The sequence below is a fragment of the Streptomyces sp. NPDC094034 genome, assembly GCF_040303865.1.
GTDB lineage: Bacteria > Actinomycetota > Actinomycetes > Streptomycetales > Streptomycetaceae > Streptomyces.
Map to the genome: position 1 here is coordinate 103,478 of NZ_JBEOUD010000028.1, position 21,571 is coordinate 125,048.

A 21,571-nucleotide genomic window follows, 5' to 3' on the forward strand; every position below is an offset into this window, starting at 1 on the left:
GACGTCACCGGTTGCGCCGTACCGACGGGCGGTGAAGATCCGATCAATCGTGCTGGCCGATTCCCGTTCCCCGAACCGCCGTTGAGGGCTGCACCCGCCAGGGGAGAGGGAAAGGGGGACATTTTGTCATGGACAAAAACTAATCTTCGGATAGTTCGGCGCCGACCCTTGACCCCCCTAGACCTCCGATGTTCACTACGCCTGACGGCGCCGCCATCTCGTCGCAAATGACCGCTTCGCTCAGCCAGCGCCCTCGCGCTCCCCGAGAGAGGACCGGAAAGTGCGCCCTGTGTCCCGCGCCCTGATCGCGCTCGTTGTGGCGGCCATGTCGCTTGTCGCCGTACCGGCCGCCGCCAACCTGGCGCGGTACCAGGCGGTGATCTGGCTCCCCACCACCGGTGACGTGCTGAACTCCGCGCAGCAGACCGCCTTCGAGTCATACGTCGCGAACGGCGGCGGTTACGTCGGTGTGCACGCCGCGGCCGACACCGAGTACGACTGGCCCTGGTACGGCGAGCTCGTCGGCGCGTACTTCGCCTCGCACCCCGCCACCCAGCGGGCCACCGTCACGATCGAGGACCGCGCGTCCGTCTCCACCCAGTACCGCTACTCCCGCTGGGACCTGGCCGTTTACGGCACCAGTCAGTGACCGGTCACCACTCGATCGGCCCGCCCGGACGAACCTGGGGCGTGACCGCACATCTGTCGCGCCCCGGGCCGTCGGGTACCCCCCACCCCGCGATCGGCCCCTGGAGGTTCCGTGTTGTCGCGCGCTGTCGCCCAGCTGACCGCCCTGTTGACCATGACCGCACTTCTGCTCGCGCCCGGTGCCGTGGCAGCCGGCCCGGCGGCCGACGAGAGACCCGCGGTCACCACCTCCGCGCCGACCACCTCCGCGCCGACCACCTCCGCGGCCACCACCGGCCGTAACGCCGCCGCCCCACCGCCCACCAGCGGCTTCGAGAAGGTCAAGCTCGACGGCGGTCTCGGCATGGGCGAGCCGATCGAACTCGCCGTACTGCCCGACGGCAAGGTCCTCTACATCAACCGCGGCACCAGCGCCGCCGGCGGTCAGGTCCGCCTCTACAACCCCGTCACCAAGTCCACGACGGTCGCGCTGACCATCCCCCTGGACGCCCGCTTCGAGGACGGGCTGATCGGCATCACCCTGCACCCGAAGTTCGCCACCACCGGCTGGGTGATGCTGTTCTACTCGCCCAAGAGCACCCCGCTGGTGAACCGGATATCCCGGTTCACCTTCAGCCAGAGCACCAACACCATCGCCCCGTCCAGCGAAGACATGATCATCGAGTGGCCGACCGAACGTGAGATGTGCTGCCACTCGGCGGGCTCCATGTCCTGGGACACGGCGGGCAATCTCTACTTCGCGGTCGGCGACAACACCAACTCCGGCGGTGACGCGCAGGGCATGGCCCCGATCGACGAACGCCCGTCGCGACACGCGCAGTTCGATGCCCAGCGCACCTCGGGCAACGCGAACGATCTGCGCGGCAAGATCAACCGTATCCACCCGGAGGACAACGGCACGTACACCGTCCCCGACGGCAACCTCTTCGCCAAAGGCGCCGCGGGCACCCGTCCCGAGGTCTATGTGATGGGCGTGCGCAACCCGTACCGCGTCTGGGTCGACAAGAAGGCCAACAACACCCTGTACTGGGGCGAGGTCGGCCCCGACGCGGGAGCGACCATCCCCGCGCGCGGCCCGGCGGCGTACGACGAGTTCAACCGGGCGACCGGCCCCGGCAACTACGGCTGGCCGTACTGCGGCGGCCCCAACGTGGCGTATAACGACTGGGACTTCGCGGCCAACCAGCCGCGCGGCTGGTTCCCCTGCGGCGGCGGCACCGGCCCGGTCAACAACTCCCCGCGTAACACCGGCATCCAGCAACTACCGCCCACCAAGCCGTCGTTGGTGTGGGAGCAGCACGGCGGCAGCAAGGAGTGGCCGCAGCTCGACAACCCCGGCGGCTGTGGTTCGCCCAACCACACCGAGGTCTACCACTACGACGCGAATCTCAACTCCGACGTCAAGTGGCCTCAGTACTACGACAACAAGCTGCTGATTTCCGAGTACTGCCGTAACTGGATCAAGGAAGTGCAGTTCGGCGACGGCAACGCGTCCACCGGTACGCCGACGGCCATCGAGCCGGTTCTGGACGGTATGAAGTTCGTCCACCCGATCGACATGGAGTTCGGGCCCGACGGCTCGCTGTATCTCCTCGAATACGGCAGCGGCTATTTCTCGGGCGCCGAGGACGCCGGTCTCTACAAGATCAACTATGTGCAGGGCGGCCGGTCGCCCCTCGCCAAGGCCTCCGTGGACAAGGACAACGGACTCGCGCCGCTGGCCGTGACATTCTCCAGCGCGGGCAGCAGCGACCCGGACAACGATCCGCTCAGCTACGCCTGGGACTTCACCGACAACGGCAGCACCGACTCCACCGCCGCCAACCCGTCCTTCACCTATCCGGCGAACGGCAGCTTCCAGGCGAGACTCACGGTCAGCGACGGCACCGGCCGCACCGGCACCACGACGATCCCGGTCGTGGTCGGCAACACCCGCCCCACGCTGACGATCTCGCAGCCACCGGCCGGCGGCGCGTTCGAATGGAACGAGAACGTCACCGTCACCGCGTCGGCGACCGACCCCGAAGACGGCACGACCGGCCCGATCGACTGCTCGAAGGTGATCGTACGGATCGCGCTGGGCCACCAGGAGCACGCGCACGAGGTCGCGGAAGGCACCGGATGCTCGACGACTTTCAACACCGGACCGATCCACTCCGGCCTGGACGCCACGCAGTTCTATGTGGTGCGGGCGAGCTACACGGACCAGGGCGCTGCCGGCACCGTACCGCTGACCGGGGAGAGGGAGCTCAGCCTCTGGCCCAAGAAGTGGCAGGCGGAGCACTTCGCGCAGCTCTCCGGGCCTCAGATCATCACGGCCGCCGGGGCCGAGGGTGGCAAACGCCTGGGCGACGTGCAGAACAACGAGTGGGTCAAGTACCACCCGGTGAGCCTCAAGGGCGTCACCGGCATCCGGGCCCGTGTCTCCTCCGACAAGGCGGGGAACGTGGCGACCTTCCGGTACGACTCCGTCACCGGTCCCGTGGTCGCGCGGGTGACCGTGCCCAACACCGGTGGCTGGGAGACGTACACCGAGGTGAACGTGGACGTCACGAACGCCGTGGAGCAGCCGCGTGATCTGTTCGTGGTCTTCACCGGCGGCTCCGGAGCCATTCTCGACCTCGACAGTTACACCTTCACCGGGCCCGGCATCAGCCGTCCCGGCTCCATGACCGCCCGTGGGAGTGATGCACAGTGACCACCGTGAGATCCGACCGACCAGCGGGACCGGCCGCGAGTACGAGACGCATGAGCGCACACACGAGCGCAGGCATGAGCACACGCACGAGCACACGCAGGAGCGCACGCACGAGCGCAGGCAGGAGCGCGGGCGGGAGAACGCGTGCCGGGCGCCTGCTGGGCGCGCTCCTCGTCCTCGTCTGCGTGGTGAGCGGCCTGTCGGGCGTCTCACCGGCCGCGGCCTCACCCACCGACGCCGCCTTCAACTCCTCGACCGGCGCGCTGAACGTGGACTACGCGAACTACATGTCCAAACACGACATCGTCTACAACCGGCCGACCACCGATCCCAAGCACGGTCTCACGGTCGGCAACGGCCGCACCGGCGCGATGGCCTGGCAGAACAACGGCTTTCAGATGCAGGTGTCCGGTGTGGACACCTCGCAGCAGACCGCCTTCGGCGCCGGGCTGCTCAACCTGTCCACCACCCCGGCGATGGACAGCGGCTACTCCACCTTCCAACAGCGCCTCTCCCTCTACGACGGAACCCTCACCACCACGTACGACAACAACCGCACCGTCACGGTGATGGGCAAGCCCAACTCGGAGGTCATGGGCATCCATGTGGAGGACTCCCGCTCCGGGGTCTCCGCGATCAACCTGGATCTGAGCCTGTGGGACGTCGCGGGGCTCGGTAACAGCGGTGACGTGCCGAACATCGAGACATGGCGGACGGTGTCCACGTACGCGGACTCCACCGGCGCCGGACTCAGCCGCGGCCAGGCGGACCCGCAGAACTTCGGCTACACCCTCGGCGCGACCGTGGAGGGCGCCGCGTACACCGCGCGCGTCATCGACGGCCGTACGGTCCGGCTCTCGATCACACCGGACTCCAGCTACACCATCTGGTTCACCGCGAGCACCCGTCTCAACGCCCCGGGCCACAACTCGGTCGCGGAGGCCAAGCGGGCGCTCGCGGAGGTCAAGGCCGCCGGATACACCAGCACCAACAACAGCTACCTCAACTGGTGGCACGCGTTCTGGCAGAAGTCGTTCGTCCAGTACTCCAACGGGTCCCGTGAAGCGGACTACATGGAGAACGTCTACTACCTCTCCACCTATATGATCGCGGCGGCCGGATACGGAAACTATCCCGCCCACTTCATCAACGGTGTCTTCCGGGCCACCGGGGACGCCACGAAATGGAGCAACGCGTACTGGTACTGGAATCAACGGGACATCTACAACTCGTTCCTGGCCTCCAACCACACCGATCTCATGGCCGGGTTCAACAAGCTCTACAGCCGCAATTTCGACGCGCTGAAGGCGTACACCAGGACCCGGTACAACGTGGACGGCATCTGGGTGCCGGAGACGATGGGCTGGGACGGCAACGCGCGCGGTACGGTCAACAGTGACTTCACCAACAACATTTGGTCGACGGGCACCGAGGCCGCGTACAACATGTACCTCCAGTACACGTACACGAACGACAGCGACTACCTGCGGAACACGGCCTATCCGTTCATGCGCGAGGTCGCCAAGTTCTACCAGGCGAAGCTGTCGTTCAACAGCTCGACCGGCAAGTACTACGTGGCCACGTCCCACGCGCACGAGACGTACTGGAACGTGCCGAACGCGATCACCGACCTGGCGGCCGTACGCACCCTGTTCCCGCTCGCCATCAAGGCGAGCAACCAGCTGGGCCTGGACGCCTCACTGCGACCGCAGTGGCAGAACATCCTGGACAATCTGATCGCCTATCCCTCCGACACGAACGCGAACACCTATCTGCCGCACACACCCCCGATCGCACAGACGCGCAACAACGAGAATGTCGCGGCCGAACTGATCTGGCCGTACGACCTGACCGGTATCGGCTATCCCGACCAGCAGAAGGCGATCAACACCTGGAACGTCAGGCCGTTCCCGTACGGAAACGTATGGGCCAACGACGCGATCCAGGCCGCCAGACTCGGACTCGGAAACCAGACGCTCCAGGGTCTGAAGACCATGTTGCAGAAGTACCAGAACTACCCGAACGGCATGACCAGCAACACCAACGGCGTCTTCGAATATCTCGGCGTACATCTGGCCGCGACGAACGAGTCGCTGCTCCAGTCGTACAACGACAAGATCCGGGTCTTTCCCGCCGTGCCCACCGATTCCACCTTCGTCGGAAAATTCAGCCTGCTGGCCAAGGGCGGATTCATGGTCAGTTCGGAGAGGGAGGCCGGCGAGGTCAAGTACGTCGGAATAAAGAGCCAGTTCGGCAATGCGGCCCGGGTCGTCAATCCGTGGGGAACCCAGGAGGTCAGGGTCCGCAGGACCTCGGACAACGCCATCGTGACGACGTCCAGCAGCGCCGAGATCACCTTCAGCACCGGCGCGAACCAGGTGTACGTCGTCGAGCGGACCGCCAAACCGCTCAGCGCCTACAGTCAGACGCAGCTCACCGGCACCGCGAACCAGGGCATGAAGTCCCTGGCCGGCACCAGCTCCACCTTGGGGTCGAACGCCACCGCCGACCCGATGGTGAACAACACCGCGCTGACGTACGACAACAACTGGCACCTCACGAACAGCCGCGGCTACGGCGACTTCAACGACGACACGCACCACAGCACTACGGTGGACGCGGTCGCCTCGTACACCTTCACCGGTACCGGGATCCAGTATCTGTCCGAACGCAACGGCGACATGGGGACGGTCGACGTCTATCTCGACAATGTCTTCCAGGCCACGGTGAACCTCAGAGCCGACGGCGCGAGACAGGTCCAGCAGGTCGTGTGGCAGAAACAGGGGCTCGCTCGCGGCTCGCACACGATAAGGATCGTGAACCGGAGTACATCCGTGGGGATGGTGGACGCGTTGCGTATCACTCCCTGACCCCCATCCTGGCGGGCCGCCCATGACCGTGGCCCCGCGCGGAGGACGCCGCGCGGGGCCACCATCGTGGCCCGGCGGGCCACGGCGGGGCGACCGCGGGGGCGACCGCGTGGCGCGCGCGGCGCGCTAGGCCGTGTCTGACACATAGCGCCGTCCGTCCGGAGGACGGGGCTCGGGGCGTCTGGTGCGTGCGATCGCAAGGCGGAGGGTCGTCCTCGTACTGGACGTACTTGGACGAGCCCGACAACGCGGCGAGCGCGCGTACCAGGCGTCGCGAGCCAGGCGGGATGTGTCAGACAGGGACTAGCGTGGGGGGATGATCGTATGGCTCAACGGAACCCACGGCGCGGGCAAGACGACGACCAGTGGGCTCGTGCAGCGGCTGATCCCGGATTCACGGGTGCTCGACGCCGAGAAGGTCGGTGAGACGCTCATGGACATCACACCGGGGCTGCCAGGAACGGACAACTTCCAGCACTGGCCGCCGTGGCGGCAACTGGTCGTCGAGACCGCCCGCAGCGTGCTCGACTACACCGGCGGCACTCTGGTGATGCCCATGACCGTCCTGGTCGAGCGGTACTGGCGTGAGATCAGTGCGGGCCTCGCCCACCACGGCATCCCGGTACGGCACTTCGTCCTCCACGCCGACCAGGACACCCTGCGCGCGCGCATCGCGGGGGACACCGTACTTGGTCCCAATTCCCCGTTCCGGCTCAAATACCTTGAGCCCTACGCCGAGGCGGCCCGCACATGGCTGCACGGCGAGGCCGAGGTCATCGACACCACGCATCTCACGCCCGACCAGGCCGCCGTGCGGATCGCGGCGAGTCTCACCTCCGCGGCGCGCTGAGGTCGCGAGGCGGTACCAAGGTCGCGAGGGCGGGCCCGTCAGCGTGGACGGTGATGCCGTACCGCGTCTTCGCCCTGGCGACCCGCGTCCGGCCGTACGTACCGTCCCGTCGCCTCGCGCGGGCGAACGGGACGGCGTGTACGGGCGGTCAGTAGACCGTGGCGCCGTAGGTGTTGAGGGCTTCCACAAGGGGCTGGAAGAACGTGGTGCCCCCGCTCGTGCAGTTGCCGCTGCCGACGGAGGTCAGACCGAGTCCCGTGCTTCCCGCGTAGAGCGGGCCGCCGCTGTCACCGGGTGCTGAGCAGATATTGGTGCGAATCATTCCGGTGAGGGTGCCATTGGCGAGACTCACGGTGTAGTTGAGCCCGTTGACCTGTCCGCAGCGCACCCCGCTGGTGCTGCCACTGGCGCAGGCCCCCAGGCCCACCGTCGGGTTGGCGGCGGCGGTGATGTCCTGGACGGTGCCGTTGTGGAGGTAGACGACGCCCTGCGTGTCCGTGGGAGTCGTCGAGTATCTGGCGATCCCGAAATCATTGCCGGGGAAGGAATTGCCGACGAGCTGGCCCAGCGGGTCCGGCGGATTCGGGTCGTCCGGCGGCCATTTCCTCTCGTACAGGATCTGACCGATCTGGTAGCAGTGTCCGGCTGTCAGCCAGTAGTACGCGCTGCCGATACGCACATTGAATCCAAGGGTGCACGGCACCCATCTCAGGTCAAAGGTGGCCTGCCCGGGAAGCGGGCCGCGAGGCTCCAGGTGTCCTTGGGTACGTTCGATCAGTAACGCGCCGGCGAGGTCACCGGCCGCGTGCTTGAGCTTCGCGATCTCGGCACGGCTCACGCTCTCGTCGACCATCACCCGGACCCGGCCGGCCCGCTGGTCGACGGCCCAAGCGGTGCCGGTGATCCCCGAGTTGAGCAGAGTCTCGCCCGCGGCGGCGAGTTCGGCGGTACTGAAGGCCCGAGCGGCCTGGGGCCGCGTCTGGTCCTGGGCCGTGGCGTTCGGTGTGAGGACGACGGTCAGGGTGAACAGACCGGCCAACGCGGCCAGCAGCCGCCATCGTCCGGGTCGGGCTGCGGATCGAGGTATGGGGCTGGGCCCGGGTACGGCTCCGGGAACGGGTCCGGTACTGGTTCTGGTTCTGGGTCTGGGTCTGCGTCTGAACGGACGCGTGCGCTCACTTTCCATGTGTACCTCCGGCCATGAAGGGCGGGACAGGACTGGGGTGCTGAGCGGTACGGCGGTGAAGGGGTGACGGCAGTCACCGGGTGCGGCGGTGAAGGGGGACGGCGGTCAAGCCGGGCATCAGACTCCCACACGCCCACACCGTGGGCAGCGGTTGTTTCCGGACTGCGGTGGCCGCCGCTCGGGCATCAGAGGTGCTCCGGAGCCCCAACGACAGAGCCGGTCCACATATCGCCTCACACGCCAGGAACACCGACGGCACGTGTGTCCCCGCCGGTAGTACGTGCTGGTCCACGAGCGTGATGGCTCCCCACGAGCGCTCGCCGGAGCACTCTCGCCCCGCATCGGCCGGGGTGCGGACGCCCGCCCTCCGGACCGTCCGGCCGGATGTCTCGATCGCGCACGGCGTGCCGGCTTCCTGCCGGGGGCTACGTCCAGCGCGACGCCGCCCCGCGCTGCGGTGCGGTCGAGCGCGCATGGCACTCGATCCGGTCGGACAATGGGCAATAGTGAGCAAAAGGGATATTCATATCGAGGCGATGCGGGAGGAGCGGTCATGAGCGAGCGTAGGGAAGTCGACGGCCACCGTCAGGTCGCGCTGGTGACGGGAGCGACCTCCGGTATCGGCAGAGCCGTCGCGCTCAAGCTGGCCGAGGACGGCTTCGATGTCGTGCTGCATGGCCGTGACCAGGCTCGCGGGGCAGCGACGGTCGAGGCGATCGAGAAGGCCGGTGCCGCCGCGCGGGGCGGTGGTCACGGTGGCCACGCGCGGTTCGTCGCGGCCGATCTGGGCGTCCCGGCCGAAGTCGAGCGACTCGCCGCCGAGGCCGGCCCAGTCGATGTGCTGGTGAACAACGCCGGTTTCGGCTGGTTCGGCGCCACGGCGGACCTCGCCCCGGACACGTTCGACACACTGTTCGCGACCAATGTCCGGGCCGCGTACTACCTGGTGGCGGCGCTGGCGCCGGGCATGGTCGAGCGCGGCACCGGCAACATCATCAACCTCGGCAGCATGGCGGGGCAGATCGGACTGGACGGCGGCGCCGCCTACAGCGCGACGAAAGCCGCGCTCGCGGCACTCACCCGTGCGTGGGCAGTGGAATTCAGCCCCAGTGGCGTACGCGTCAACACCATCGCTCCCGGCCCGGTGGTGACGGCGGCGGTACCCGAGATCGTCGAGCGACTGGGCAGAACGACCCTGCTGAACCGGCCGGCGCGAGCCGACGAGATCGCCGACGTCATCGCCTTCTTGGTCTCCCCCAAGGCGGGCTACATCACCGGCGCCGTGATCCCGGTGGACGGCGGGCGCGGCGCAGTCTAGGTCCTGCCCGGTCGATCTTCGCGGGCCCGCGACGCCTGGCACCGCACCTCGCCGCGTTGTCGGAGTCGCCTAAGTACGTCCAGTACGTGGGCGATCCTCCGCCTTGCGATGCACGGCACCAGACGCCGCGGGCTTATCCGCGAAGATCGACCGGACAGGACCTAGGACGTGTCACACGACATCGCCCGGGCGGGCGCCCTGCGGGGCGAGCTTCGTGTGCCCCTTCCGCGGGAGCTTGAGCAGTGACGGGCCTCCCCGCAGGCACCACAGCGCGATGACCGGGTCGCAGATCGCGCAGCCCAGCGACGAGTCGTGGAAGAAGGGGATCAGGGGGCTGCCCTTGAGATGGTGAACCACGTCCCACGCGGTGTGCAGCAGCCAGCCGATACCGATGAAGGTCCACGAGTCCAGACCGCGGAAGGCGACATAGGTGGCCAGCGCGGCGAACGCGAACTCCCAGCCGCCCAGGCCGCCGCCGCTGAGGTAGGCGGCACCCGCTCCGGCGACCATGATCGCGTTGAAGCGCCGTCGGTGTGGTTCATGGATGAGGGACATCAGCAGTATGTAGAGGAGGCCGATGCCGATCGGTATGACGTACTGCATGGGTGTGCTCTCTCCTGGGGTGGGCGGCGCGACCGGAGCGGCGCGGGAACCGCTCATCACGCTAGGGCCGTGCCCGTTCGCCCCCCAGGGGCATTACCGACAGGTCCCGCCGGGTTCCCGCCGCCGGGCCGGAAGCCGGAAGCCGGGGGCGGGGCCGGGGCCGGGGGGAGCGGGGCCGGGACGCGCCGGCTCGGAATAGGCTCACCGCATGGTGCGGAGCAGAGCGGAAGACGTCGACGGGTATCTGACCGAGGTGCCGGAGGAGCGCAGGGAGGCCCTGGCCAGGCTGCGGCGGCTGTGCCGGGCCGAGCTCGGCGGGTTCGACGAGGTCATGGCGTACGGCATGCCGGCGTATGAGCGGGACGGCGCGGCCGAGATCGCCTTCGCGAGCCAGAAGCAGTACATCTCCTTCTATCTCATGCGCGGCGATGTCCGGGAGGCGTTCGAGGAGCGGTTGGCGGGACAGGACATGGGCAAGGGCTGTTTGCGCTTCCGTAAGCCGGAGCACGTCGACTTCGAGCTGGTACGCGACCTGCTGCGGGCTACCGCGGCTGCCCCGGGCGAGATCTGCTGACGCTCCGGCCGACGACGGCCGCGCCCCGGAGGAGTGACCGGCGCGGGGCGGCACGGCGGTGTCATTCCTCCGGTACGGGCTCGGGTTCCGGCGATGTGCTGACCGGCGGCCTGGTGTGGTGCCGGCCGATCGGAAGCATCAGGGGGCTGCCCGAGACAGGGTCCTCGATGATGTGGCTGTCGAGACCGAACGCGACGCGGACGTTCTCCTCTGTCAGTACCTCGGCCGGGGAACCGGCCGCGTGGAGCCGTCCGTTCGCGAGGGCGATGAGATGGTCCGCGTAGCGGGCCGCGAGGTTGAGATCGTGCAGGACCATGACGATGGTGGTGCCGCGCGTGTGGTTCAGGTCGGTCAGCAGATCGAGCACCTCGATCTGATGGCTCGCGTCGAGGAACGTGGTCGGCTCGTCGAGCAGCAACAGGTCGGTCTGCTGCGCGAGGGCCATCGCGATCCACACGCGCTGGCGCTGGCCCCCGGACAGTTCGTCCACGGACCGGTCGGCGAGCGTCATCGTCCGCGTGGCTTCCAGCGCCGATGCCACGGCGTCGTCGTCCTTCTCGTTCCAGCGGGAGAAGACACCCTGGTGCGGATGGCGCCCGCGGCCGACGAGGTCGGCGACGGTGATGCCCTCGGGGGCGACCGGTGACTGCGGCAACAGCCCGAGAGTGCGCGCCAGTTCTTTCGCGGGCAGGCGGTGGACCTCTTTGCCGTCCAGTACGACGCGGCCCTCGCGGGGTGCGAGCAGACGGGACATCGAGCGCAGAAGCGTCGACTTTCCACAGGCGTTCGCGCCGACGATCGCCGTGATCCCGCCGGGCGGGACGACGAGGTCGAGGGACTCGATGACGGTGCGGTCGCCGTAGCCGAGCGTGAGGCGCTCGGCAGACAGCGAGTGGGTCATGGTCACAGCGAGCCTCCGGCCCGGTTGGTACGGATGATCAGATAGACGAGATAGGGCGCGCCGAGAACGCCGGTGACCACGCCGACCGGGTAGCGGGAGTCGAAGGCGAACTGGCCGGTGAAGTCGGCGGTGAGTACGAGGAGGGAGCCGACGAGTCCCGCGGGTATCAGCAGGGAGCCGCCCGGCCCGGCGATCCTGGCCGCGATGGGACCGGAGAGGAACGCCACGAACGCGATGGGCCCGGCGGCCGCCGTCGCGAAGGCGATCAGGCCGACGGCGGCGATGATCACGGTGACGCGAGTGCGTTCGACACGCACCCCGAGGGCGGAGGCGGTGTCGTCGCCGAGCCGCATCGCGGAGAGGTTGCGCGACTGTGACAGCAGTACGGGACAGAGCACGGCCAGGGCCGCGAGGGTGGGGACGGTCTGTTCCCACGTCGTCCCGTTGAGACTGCCGGTCAGCCAGCGCGTCGCCTCTTGGAGGTCCCACTCGGCGGCCTGGGACAGGACGTAGGAGATGACGCTGTCGAGCATCGCGGAGATCCCGATGCCGATCAGGATGAGCCGAGTTCCGACGACTCCGTCCCTGAACGCCAGGGTGTACACCAGCATCGCCACGGCGAGAGCGGCGACGATCGCGAGGGCCGACACCGCGGTCTCACCGAGGGACAGTGTGACGATCGCGAGGGCCGCCGCGGCGCTCGCGCCGGAGCTGATGCCGATGATGTCGGGGCTGGCGAGCGGGTTGCGCAGCATGGTCTGGAAGGTGACACCGGCCAGACCGAAGCCGAACCCCGCGGTCACGGCGAGGACCGCCCGCGGCAGCCGCAGCCGCCCGACGGTGAAGGACGCCCCCGGCACCTGCTCGCCGAGGATCACCCGGACCACGTCGCCGGGCGGGTAGAACGTCTGCCCGGCCATCAGGGTCACGGCGAACACGGCGACGACGAGGACGGCCAGCACCAGGACGACGAGGCGTCGTCGGGACACCCGGCGTTCGCGGCCCCTGGCGAGGTCGTCGCGGGTCGGCGGCCGGGTGAGGACATGGGCGCTCACAGGGCACGCACCTTCTGTCGGCGGACGATGTAGATGAAGAACGGGGCGCCGATCAGAGCCGTCACGATCCCCACGTCGATCTCCGCGGGGCGCGCCACAACCCGTCCGACCACATCGGCGGCGGTGAGCAGCGCCGCGCCCAGCAGCACCGAGTACGGCAGCAGCCAGCGATGGTCCACGCCGACCAGCAGGCGACAGGTGTGCGGAACGACGAGACCGACGAATCCGATCGGCCCGGCCACCGCGGTCGACGCGCCGCACAGCACGACAGCGCCGAGCGCGGCCACGGCCCGTGCCACGGCGACGCGTTCGCCGAGTCCGGCCGCGAGCTCGTCGCCCAGCGCGAGCGAGTTCAGCGCGCGTGCCGACAGCAGGCAGATGGCGAATCCCACGACAAGGAAGGGCAGCACCTGCCCGATCCGGTCGAAGGACGCTCCGCCCACGCCGCCGATCTGCCAGAGCCGGAAGCTTCCGGCGATGTCGTTGCGAGGCAGGATGACGGCGCTGACGAGTGAGGCGAACGCGGCCGAGGTGGCGGCCCCGGCGAGCGCGAGTTTGAGGGGCGTGGCACCTCCGCGCCCGATCGTCCCGACCGTGTACACGAACACGGCCGAGAGCGCGGCACCTCCCATCGCGACCCAGACATAGCCGGTCGGCGAGGTGAGCCCGAAGAACGCGACCCCCGTGACAACGGCGAGCGACGCCCCCATGTTCACCCCCAGGATGCCCGGGTCGGCCAGCGGGTTGCGGGTCACGCCCTGCATGACGCCGCCGGCCAGGCCGAGCGCCGCACCGATCACCGCAGCGAGCACCGTACGGGGTATCCGCTTGGTGGCCGCAGCCTGTTCCAAGGTCGCGTCCGCGCCCCCGAGCGCCGCCCGGACATCGGACCAGGCGACATCCCGTGAGCCCAGGGCGATGGAAGCCACCATGATCGCGGCCAGCGCCAGAACCGCGACAAGGAACCACAGTGTCCGCACGCGCGCCGGACGCCGCACCACCGCGGCGTCCGGCAGGCGTCGGGGGTCGGCCGTCGTCACTTGACCTTGTCCGCGGCCTCCGCGAGCGCCGCGACGTAGTCGTCGAGCACCCACGAGATCGACAGAGGTGTCGGGTTCGCCGCGGTTCCCAAGGGGGAGCTTCCGGGCAGGAGATACGTGGAGTCGCGCTCGACGGCGGGGATCTTCGACAGCAGGGGGTCCTTCTTGAGCGTCTTGATCAGATCGCCCTTCTCATCGCCGTAGCCGGTGATGATGTCGACGTCGTCGAACACGTCGATCTGTTCGGCGCTCTGCGTCAGGGCGAACTTGTCCGTGCCCTCGGAGGCCTTCGCGATGCTGCCCGGGATCTTCAGCCCGAGGTCCTCGAAGAAGAGCGTCCGTGTGTCGTGTGCCGTGTAGAAGCCGACCTTGCTGACGTCGTTGGGGTCGACATGCGTCATGAACATCGCCGACTTCCCCTTGAGCTGGGGGTACTTCGCGACGGTCTTCTCGATGTCCCCCTCAAGGTCGGTGATCAGTTCCTCGCCCTCGTCGGCGAGCCCGATCGCCTTGCTGTTCGTCCGGATGATCTCGCGCCACGGCGTCGCCCAGGCGGCGTCCGGATACGCCACCACGGGGGCGATGTCGCTCAGTGTCTCGAAGTCCTGCTTGGTCAGGCCCGAGTAGGCGGCCAGGATCACATCCGGCTTCGTGTCCGCCACGGCCTCGAAGTCGATCCCGTCGGTCTCGTTGAACAGCACGGGCGTATCGGCGTGGAGTTCGTCGAGCCGCTTCTCGACCCAGGGCAGGACCCCGTCGCCGTCGTCGTCGCCGAAGTTCGCCGCCGCCATGCCGACGGGTACGACGCCGAGCGCCAGCGGCACCTCGTGATTGGCCCAGTTCACCGTGGCGACGCGCTTCGGCTTCGACGGGATGGTCGTCTTGCCGAGGGCGTGCTCGATCGTCAGGGGGAAGGCTCCCGAAGGGCTCTTCCCGCCCCCGTCCTCGGCGGCGGGCGGACCACCGCAGGCGGCGAGTCCCAGCAGGGTGGCCGCCACGGTGAGCAGGCGCAGGCGATATGAACGCATCGATTCTTACTCCACTTCCGGATACCAGGGGTGCCGGTCCTCGCACGTCTGGGGCCCGGGATGCCGTCGTGGAGTGGTGCACCGTACGCAAGTCAGTTAGGTAAGGCTTGCCTTCGCACTCTAGAAGAGGTCGCCCCCTGTCGCAATCGACCATTTGAGACACCTGTTGTAGCGATCGGGACACGCGCCCGGCTTCCCCGGCGCCGGACGCTCAGCGCGTCCGGAAGATTCCCGGGGTGAGCCCGGTCGTGCGCCGGAAGGCCGCGCCGAACGCGCTCGCCGACCGGTAGCCCACCTGCTCCGCGACGGCCTCGACGTCCCAGCCCCGGGTGAGCAGCGCGACCGCGTGCTGTGCGCGGACCGCCGCCACCCAGCGCGCGAAGCTCATGCCCGTCTCGGCGTTGAACGCCCGGGTGATCGTGCGCGGACTCACGCCGAGCGCGGACGCCCAGTCCGTGAGCGTCCGCGGGTCACCCGGATCCTCGCGTATCGCCTCGGCGATCGGGCGCAGCAGGGCGGATGTGGGGACGTGCAGGAGCAGTTCGCGCGGCGACGGCGCGAGCACGTCGAGCACCAGCACCTCGGTGGCCGCCCGCGAGTGGTCGGGGAGAGCGGGGTCACCGAGTCGTTCCAGCAGCAGCCGCAGGAGTGGGGTGATCTCGACGGTCACGGGTGTGTCGGAGATCGAGGATGTGGTGCCGGAGCCGAAGAAACTCGCGCGGAACCACGTGCCGGCGACCGCCGAGCCGGAGTGCGGTGTGCCCGCGGGCATCCACAGCCCCAAGGTGGGGGTGATCGTCCAGGCCCGCGCGCCGACCACGGCCGTGGACGCGCCACGCTCGTTCCAGAGCAACTCGTGGAAGGGGTGGGAGTGTTCGTCCCAGACGGTGTCGTGAGCGACGACCTCGTCGTACCCCTGGATGACGAAGGCCGCCTCCACCGAGCCGGGCGCGAGGGCCGGCAGTGACCTGGTCACCCTGGTCATGCGCGCACCTCGCCCGGACGGCGACGGACGGCGCGGGGGACGAATCGCATTCCCTCACCCTAAACGGCGGTCGGGTGCGTAATGGTGTCCTAGTACGCACTGCCATTTGCCTAGGAGGGTTAGGTAGCTGCATAATCGACTCAGGCTCATGGAGGGATGGTCATGGTGAGAGCAGGGCTGACAGCGGAACGTCTGGCACAGGCGGGCGCGGAACTGGCCGACCAGGTCGGTTTCGAGAAAGTGACCGTCTCCGCGCTCGCCCGGCGGTTCGGTGTCAAGGACGCGAGTCTGTACTCGCACCTGAAGAACTCCCAGGACCTCAAGACCCGGATCGCTCTGCTGGCCCTCGCGGAACTCGCCGACCGGGTCGCCGCCGCCCTGGCGGGACGGGCGGGCAAGGACGCTCTGGTGGCCTTCGCGAACGCCTACCGCGACTACGCCCGGGAGCATCCCGGCCGCTACGAAGCGGCGCGGCTCAGGCTCGACCCGGAGACGGCGGCGGCCAGCGCCGGCGGCAGGCACGCGCGGATGACGCGGGCGATCCTGCGCGGCTACGACCTGACGGAACCGGACCAGACCCACGCGGTCCGGCTGCTGGGCAGCGTCTTCCACGGCTACGTCAGCCTGGAGATGGCCGGAGGCTTCAGCCACAGCGCCCCCGACTCGGCGGAATCCTGGTCACGGGTACTGGACGCGCTCGACGCCCTGCTCCGGAACTGGCCCGCACCATGAACCCGGCCGTCACGGCATTCACCGGCCCCGGCCGCACTCTTCGGACACCCTTCGGACCACCGGATCAACAGGCGGAGAAATGACCACCGAACACAACGAGATCACCACGTCCATCACCACGCCCATCACCGCGGACATCGTGCGCGGTGCCCTCGACCTGGAACACACCGCGCACGGCGTGCTGCCGCACCGGCTGCCCGCGCGGGCCCGCGCCCAGTACTCCGACGCTCAGCTCGCCATGGTCGAGTCCCAGCCCTCCGGCGTCCGACTGGCCTTCCGCACCGGCGCCACCGTCATAGAACTGGACGTGCTGCCCACCAAGCGGGTCTACGTGGGCGCCCCGCCCCGCCCCGACGGCGCCTACGACCTGCTGGTCGACGCCCGCCCGGCCGGCCGGGCCAGTGTGACCGGCGGCAACACCCTGACCATCGACATGAGCACGGGGACCACCGAGCACCGGCCCGGCCCCGTCGGCACCCTTCGCTTCGCCGGCCTGTCCGACGACATCAAGGACATCGAGATCTGGTTGCCGCACAACGAGACCACCGAACTCGTCGCCCTGCGCACCGACGCTCCGGTCGAGCCCGCACCGGACCGGGGCCGCAAGGTATGGCTGCACCACGGCAGTTCGATCAGCCATGGCTCCGACGCCGCGAGCCCCACCACGACATGGCCGGCGCTCGCCTCCTCCCTCGGCGATGTGGAGCTGATCAATCTGGGTCTGGGCGGCAGCGCCCTGCTGGATCCGTTCACCGCCCGCGCCCTGCGGGACACCCCGGCCGACTTCATCAGCGTCAAGATCGGTATCAACCTGGTCAACGGCGACGTGATGCGCCTGCGCGCCTTCACACCCGCCGTCCACGGCTTCCTCGACACCATCCGAGAAGGCCACCCCACGGCACCGCTGCTGGTCGTCTCGTCCATCCTGTGCCCCATCCATGAGGACACCCCGGGCCCCAGCGCGCCGGACTTCAGCGCCCTCAGCGAGGGGAAGCTCCGGTTCGTGGCCACGGGCGACCCCGAGGAACGGGCCGCCGGGAAGCTGACGCTCAATGTCATCCGGGACGAACTGGCGCGCGTCGTGGAGCAGCGGGCGGCCGACGATCCGAACCTGCATTACCTGGACGGCCGTGACCTCTACGGCGAGGCCGACGAAGCCGAGTCGCCGTTGCCCGACCAGCTCCACCCGGACGCCGCCACCCACCGCCTCATCGGTGAGCGTTTCGCCCGACTGGTCTTCGCGTCCCCCGGGCCCTTCGCGGACCGCGGCGCCGCATGAGGCATCTCAGGATCATGTCAGCGAAATCTCAGGTCGGTTCGGCAGAATCTTGAGCACCGAAGGGAACGGGGGAGACCCCGCCCCGGAGGTGGGGAGAGGTACCCGAAGCGGCCCAACGGGGTTCTGGGGAAATCCGGACCGGGTGAAAGCCCTCGCAGGTTCGAATCCTGCCCTCTCCGCACAACGACGGCCCGGCCGCCGCCCGATGAGGGCGGCGGCCGGGCCGTGGGCGTGGAGGAGGCGGCCGGGCCGTGGGCAGGGGAAAGGCAACCGGGCCGCGGGCATGGAGAAGGCGAGGCGCGGACGCGCACCTCGCCTCCCGGGCGTTCAGGCGTTCTTGCGCCAGACCAGGACGGCTGTCACGGCCAGCAGCGCGATCGCCGCGATATCGATCCGTGCCACGCGCATCGTCGCGTCATTGAGTGCCGGTGTGGAGTACGCGAGCAGCAGGAACGACCCCATGCTGACCGCGCCGCCGACGAGGGCGGGCACCCGCATCGACGGGATGAACGCCGCGCAGAGCAGGGCGATTCCGACGAGTCCGAGCAACACCGCGCGATGCCGCAGAAGCACCGTCAGATCGGCGGAGTCGGGTCCGTCGATCGACACCCCGTAGGCCGTCGCGATCTGGGACGGCGCCAGTGCCACGACTCCGGGCAGGAGGTTCACCGCACCGACGACGACGAAGAGCGCGGTGGTGAGTCGGTCGGTCCACATGTGATGTCCGTTCAACAAGAGGAAGTAATGATCGGGGTGTTGGTTAGCATGCCCGCATGCGACCGGCGCTGCTTTCAGAAACGTGCCGTGACCAGGCCGCGTTGTGGTTGTGGCCGGGGCACGCGCTGTACGTCGGACCGTCCTTCGAACTGGACGTCCACTCCGGGGCGGTGAGCTGTCTGGCGGTGGGTCTCGACGGGGAGTTCACGGTCCGGCTGGAGCACGGCCCGGCCCAAGTCGTCCGTACGGCACTGGTGGCGGCGCGCGTGCGGCACCGGATCGTGGCCGACGGGGGCCGGATGGCCTTCTGCTATCTGGACCCGGCGTCCGCGCGGGAGCGGGCCTGCCGTCGGCTGATGAGCGGTGGCGCCGAGCCGGCCCGGGACCACGAGCACGAGCGCGAACTGGCGTCGAGGGCCGCGCTGCTGGAGCGGGACGCGCCGTTGTCGGCCGTCCGGCGGTGGCTGGATCTCGCCGGCCCGGACGGTCTCTCCGGCCGTCGGGACCCACGCGTCCAGCGGGCGACCCGCCGGCTCACCGAGAGATCCGGACAGCGGCTGGCGGCGACCGAACTGGCGGCGGAGGCCGGTCTGTCCGTCTCGGCCTTCCTCCGGCTGTTCCGGGCCGAGACGGGCACGACGTTCCGTCGGTACCGGATGTGGACACGCATGGTGAGGGTGGCGACTCTGCTGGACACCTGGCCCGATCTGAGCACGGCGGCCGTCGAGTCGGGCTTCGCCAGTCCGTCGCATTTCAGCAGTGCGTTCCACGCGATGTTCGGCCTGCGGCCGAGCAGTCTGTTCTCCCCTCGCCTGACGATCACGGTCGCCGGGTGGCCCGCCGAGGACGCCGGGCAGCCGGACCGGGCACCGAGCGCCGTCGGGTAGACCTGCCCGGTGCGGGGGACCCGGCCTCATGGTGTGCGGCGGGCTTCCCGGTCCATGCTCCGGAGATAGGTCCGGAGAAGTCCTCTGGCCGGGCGGGCGGTGAGCGGGACCCGTGGGGCCCGGTCACGGTGCCACGGATAGTGGGCGGGGCCCAGGGCCGCCGAGGCGTCCTCGACGAGGGACTCCGCGACATGGGATCCATGGGCCACCGACATGGCCAGGCCATGGCCACAGCAGCCACCGATGTACCAGACGTCCGGGTGGCCGCCGACGCGGCCGACCACCGGCAGGTCGTCGATGGTCATGCCTATCTGCCCCGACCAGCGGTGGCTGACCGGGATGTCGGCGAGGCCCGGGTGCAGCCGGCGCAGCCGCTCCTCCAGCCAGGTCCAGGTGGCGGTGCGCAGCACGGCGGCGCGGTCGGCACGCAGCCCCGGCAGATGGACGGCTCCGCCGCCGCCCACCACCAGGCGGCCGTCGTGGGTGAGACGGAAGTACGGCGCCAGGGACATGCTGTCGACGAGGGCCGTTCCGGTACGGCCCCCCAGCGCTTCGTGGGCCTCGGGGCCCAGCGGGGCGGTGGCGATGGCGTGCACCTGAAGGGGCAGGACCGTGCCGACGGGCAGCCCGAGCGGTCCTGCCGCCGCGTTGACGGCCAGGACGGCCTTGCGGGCCCGCAGCGTACCGCTGGGAAAGAGCAGCTCGGTGGGCGTGTCACCGTTGCCGGGATGGATGCCGCGCAGGGGACTGTCGTCGTGGAAACGGACCCCCTTCGCGGCGCAGGCCGCCGCCAGCGCACCGCTCAGCGCGGCCGGGTCGAGGGTGGCGGCGGAGCGGTGGAGCAGCCCCGCGTGGTACGGGACGTCCAGGCGCTCGCGGATGGCGGCGGCCGACAACACGGGGACATCCAGGCCGAGCGCCTGATACGCCCGCGCCTGCCGGGCGAGGGACGCCAGGCCCGAGGCGGTACGGGTCGCCACGATCTGCTCGCCCGTGCGCAGCCCGCACGGCGCGCCCAACTCCTCGGTCAGCGCGATCACTCGCTCGACCGCGGTGACGGACGCCAGATACATGCGCCGCGCCATGGAAGGGCCGTAGCGGCGGGCGGCCCGGTCGATGGCCGGACCGACGCGGGGCCCGAGGAGGCCGGTGCCCCGGCCACTGGCCCCGGCCGCCGGATGCCGGGCGTCCACGACGACGACATCCAGTGAGGGATCGCGTTCCATCAGGTGGTAGGCCGTGGACAGGCCGGCCAGCCCGGCTCCGACCACGGCGACGTCGGCGGTCAGGCCGCCGGTCACCGGTGCGGAAGGCGCGCCGCCTGAGGCCCGGCCGGGGGAGTGCGCGGGAGAGGTGCCGGGTGCCCAGCAGGGCTCCTCCCGTACCGGGGCCGTCATCGCTTCCCCTCTTCCGCCAGGGTGTGGAAGGCCCGGTCGTGCCAGATCAGGGGCCGCCCGCCGGCCGTGTGCAGGGCGGCCACCCGCCCGACGACGAGACAGTGGTCGCCGTACGCGCGTACCTCCTCGGTCCGGCAGACCGACCAGGCGAAGGTGTCGGCGAGCACAGGTACGCCGAGCACCTCCTCGTACGATTCGGCGGCGAACCGCTCGGCGGGGGTGGCGGTGGAGAACAGCCGTGCCCGGCCGCTCTGTTCCTCGTGCAGCAGATGCACCGCGAAGGCGGAACCGGGCCTGATCGCGGCGAGCGTACGCGAGGTGTGGGACAGGCAGACGAGCAGCAGCGGAGGGTCGGCCGAGAGGGAGGTGACCGTCGAGACGGTCGTTCCCACCGGCCCGTCGTCCGAGGGCGCCGTGACCACGGCGATACCGGAGGCGAGGCCGGCGTAGAAGTCCAGGCAGAGTTGGGCGGCGGGAACGGACGTCTGATCCACTTCCGGCCCGCCGGTACGGGCACCGGTTATGACGGGCTGCATCATGGGGCTCCTTCCTGTCCGGTTTCTTGTCTTCTGTTACGGCGCCCCGGAGGCGGGAGGGCATGGCGAAGCCGACAGCCCGCGCAACCGCGCCGCACGGGCGGACGGCGCTACTTCGCGGCAGGGCCCCCGCGCAACCGCGCCGCACGGGCGGACGGCGCTATGTGTCAGACAGGCCCTAGGTGTATTGATCCGCAGCGTTGTTTACGCGGCTGATCGGGGGCTGGCCTGCGAGTGCGGTGTGGCTGCGGTGGTGGTTGTAGGTGT

At 69.3% G+C, this 21,571-nt stretch carries 19 protein-coding genes and 1 pseudogene; 10 read left to right on the forward strand and 10 right to left on the reverse strand.

All coding sequences use genetic code 11. From position 1 onward, the window contains the following. Window positions 1-280: 280 nt before the first annotated feature. The 4 genes from ABTZ59_RS23780 to ABTZ59_RS23795 all read left to right on the forward strand — a co-directional run bounded on the left by ABTZ59_RS23780 (window position 281) and on the right by ABTZ59_RS23795 (window position 7,066). Complete coding sequence (locus ABTZ59_RS23780; RefSeq protein WP_351413333.1) at window positions 281-649, forward strand: ThuA domain-containing protein; 369 nt, start codon at window positions 281-283, stop codon at window positions 647-649. 111 nt (window positions 650-760) lie between these two features. Continuing rightward, window positions 761-3,346, forward strand: a complete 2,586-nt coding sequence (locus ABTZ59_RS23785) for a PQQ-dependent sugar dehydrogenase (protein WP_351413340.1) — start codon at window positions 761-763, stop codon at window positions 3,344-3,346. A gap of 74 nt (window positions 3,347-3,420) precedes the next feature. After that, window positions 3,421-6,216: a glycosyl hydrolase family 95 catalytic domain-containing protein gene (locus ABTZ59_RS23790; protein ID WP_351413355.1), complete on the forward strand. Its 2,796-nt coding sequence runs from the start codon at window positions 3,421-3,423 to the stop codon at window positions 6,214-6,216. A 316-nt stretch (window positions 6,217-6,532) separates the two neighbouring features. Further along, complete coding sequence (locus ABTZ59_RS23795) at window positions 6,533-7,066, forward strand: AAA family ATPase (RefSeq protein ID WP_351413362.1); 534 nt, start codon at window positions 6,533-6,535, stop codon at window positions 7,064-7,066. 148 nt (window positions 7,067-7,214) lie between these two features. On the opposite strand, the gene ABTZ59_RS23800 is transcribed toward ABTZ59_RS23795, so the two are convergent. Next, window positions 7,215-8,105: a S1 family peptidase gene (locus ABTZ59_RS23800; RefSeq protein ID WP_351413369.1), complete on the reverse strand. Its 891-nt coding sequence runs from the start codon at window positions 8,103-8,105 to the stop codon at window positions 7,215-7,217. A gap of 700 nt (window positions 8,106-8,805) precedes the next feature. On the opposite strand from ABTZ59_RS23800, the gene ABTZ59_RS23805 reads away from it, so the two are divergent. Continuing rightward, entirely contained in the window at window positions 8,806-9,570 is a 765-nt protein-coding gene (locus tag ABTZ59_RS23805) for an SDR family NAD(P)-dependent oxidoreductase (RefSeq protein ID WP_351413377.1), read from the forward strand. A 171-nt stretch (window positions 9,571-9,741) separates the two neighbouring features. Here the strand turns inward: ABTZ59_RS23805 and ABTZ59_RS23810 are convergent, their stop codons facing one another. After that, window positions 9,742-10,173 carry a DUF6010 family protein gene (locus ABTZ59_RS23810; protein ID WP_351413385.1) on the reverse strand — a complete coding sequence of 144 codons (432 nt, stop codon included), beginning with the start codon at window positions 10,171-10,173 and terminating at the stop codon, window positions 9,742-9,744. 208 nt (window positions 10,174-10,381) lie between these two features. On the opposite strand from ABTZ59_RS23810, the gene ABTZ59_RS23815 reads away from it, so the two are divergent. Then, window positions 10,382-10,747 (forward strand): DUF1801 domain-containing protein, encoded by a 366-nt coding sequence (locus tag ABTZ59_RS23815; protein WP_351413392.1) that lies wholly within the window; start codon window positions 10,382-10,384, stop codon window positions 10,745-10,747. Between the two features lie 61 nt (window positions 10,748-10,808). Here the strand turns inward: ABTZ59_RS23815 and ABTZ59_RS23820 are convergent, their stop codons facing one another. The 5 genes from ABTZ59_RS23820 to ABTZ59_RS23840 form a co-directional block, all read right to left on the reverse strand. Beyond that, window positions 10,809-11,654 carry an ABC transporter ATP-binding protein gene (locus ABTZ59_RS23820; RefSeq protein WP_351413407.1) on the reverse strand — a complete coding sequence of 282 codons (846 nt, stop codon included), beginning with the start codon at window positions 11,652-11,654 and terminating at the stop codon, window positions 10,809-10,811. Continuing rightward, a complete protein-coding gene (locus ABTZ59_RS23825) occupies window positions 11,651-12,703 on the reverse strand; it encodes a FecCD family ABC transporter permease (RefSeq protein ID WP_351413420.1) in 1,053 nt (350 codons plus the stop codon). The genes ABTZ59_RS23820 and ABTZ59_RS23825 overlap by 4 nt, the downstream gene beginning before the upstream one ends. After that, on the reverse strand, window positions 12,700-13,743 hold the full coding sequence (locus ABTZ59_RS23830; RefSeq protein ID WP_351413434.1) for a FecCD family ABC transporter permease: 1,044 nt from the start codon (window positions 13,741-13,743) through the stop codon (window positions 12,700-12,702). The genes ABTZ59_RS23825 and ABTZ59_RS23830 overlap by 4 nt, the downstream gene beginning before the upstream one ends. Further along, window positions 13,740-14,771 (reverse strand): iron-siderophore ABC transporter substrate-binding protein, encoded by a 1,032-nt coding sequence (locus ABTZ59_RS23835; protein WP_351413441.1) that lies wholly within the window; start codon window positions 14,769-14,771, stop codon window positions 13,740-13,742. Before ABTZ59_RS23835 ends, ABTZ59_RS23830 begins: the two co-directional genes overlap by 4 nt. Before the next feature lie 211 nt (window positions 14,772-14,982). After that, window positions 14,983-15,756, reverse strand: coding sequence for a helix-turn-helix transcriptional regulator (locus ABTZ59_RS23840; protein WP_351413447.1), 774 nt, complete (start codon window positions 15,754-15,756; stop codon window positions 14,983-14,985). A 162-nt stretch (window positions 15,757-15,918) separates the two neighbouring features. On the opposite strand from ABTZ59_RS23840, the gene ABTZ59_RS23845 reads away from it, so the two are divergent. From ABTZ59_RS23845 to ABTZ59_RS23855, 3 genes and pseudogenes are all read left to right on the forward strand, one after another. Further along, a complete protein-coding gene (locus ABTZ59_RS23845) occupies window positions 15,919-16,488 on the forward strand; it encodes a TetR/AcrR family transcriptional regulator (RefSeq protein ID WP_351413452.1) in 570 nt (189 codons plus the stop codon). Between the two features lie 79 nt (window positions 16,489-16,567). Continuing rightward, window positions 16,568-17,767 (forward strand): GDSL-type esterase/lipase family protein, encoded by a 1,200-nt coding sequence (locus tag ABTZ59_RS23850; protein ID WP_351413462.1) that lies wholly within the window; start codon window positions 16,568-16,570, stop codon window positions 17,765-17,767. Window positions 17,768-17,859: 92 nt separating this feature from the next. Further along, a pseudogene (locus ABTZ59_RS23855) lies at window positions 17,860-17,946 on the forward strand. A 148-nt stretch (window positions 17,947-18,094) separates the two neighbouring features. On the opposite strand, the gene ABTZ59_RS23860 reads toward ABTZ59_RS23855, so the two are convergent. Continuing rightward, complete coding sequence (locus ABTZ59_RS23860) at window positions 18,095-18,484, reverse strand: hypothetical protein (protein WP_249948935.1); 390 nt, start codon at window positions 18,482-18,484, stop codon at window positions 18,095-18,097. 56 nt (window positions 18,485-18,540) lie between these two features. On the opposite strand from ABTZ59_RS23860, the gene ABTZ59_RS23865 reads away from it, so the two are divergent. Then, window positions 18,541-19,371, forward strand: a complete 831-nt coding sequence (locus ABTZ59_RS23865) for an AraC family transcriptional regulator (protein WP_351413476.1) — start codon at window positions 18,541-18,543, stop codon at window positions 19,369-19,371. Window positions 19,372-19,397: 26 nt separating this feature from the next. On the opposite strand, the gene ABTZ59_RS23870 is transcribed toward ABTZ59_RS23865, so the two are convergent. Next, window positions 19,398-20,768 carry an NAD(P)/FAD-dependent oxidoreductase gene (locus tag ABTZ59_RS23870; RefSeq protein WP_351413481.1) on the reverse strand — a complete coding sequence of 457 codons (1,371 nt, stop codon included), beginning with the start codon at window positions 20,766-20,768 and terminating at the stop codon, window positions 19,398-19,400. Next, window positions 20,765-21,307, reverse strand: coding sequence for a flavin reductase family protein (locus ABTZ59_RS23875; RefSeq protein ID WP_351413484.1), 543 nt, complete (start codon window positions 21,305-21,307; stop codon window positions 20,765-20,767). Before ABTZ59_RS23875 ends, ABTZ59_RS23870 begins: the two co-directional genes overlap by 4 nt. Between the last annotated feature and the right edge of the window lie 264 nt (window positions 21,308-21,571).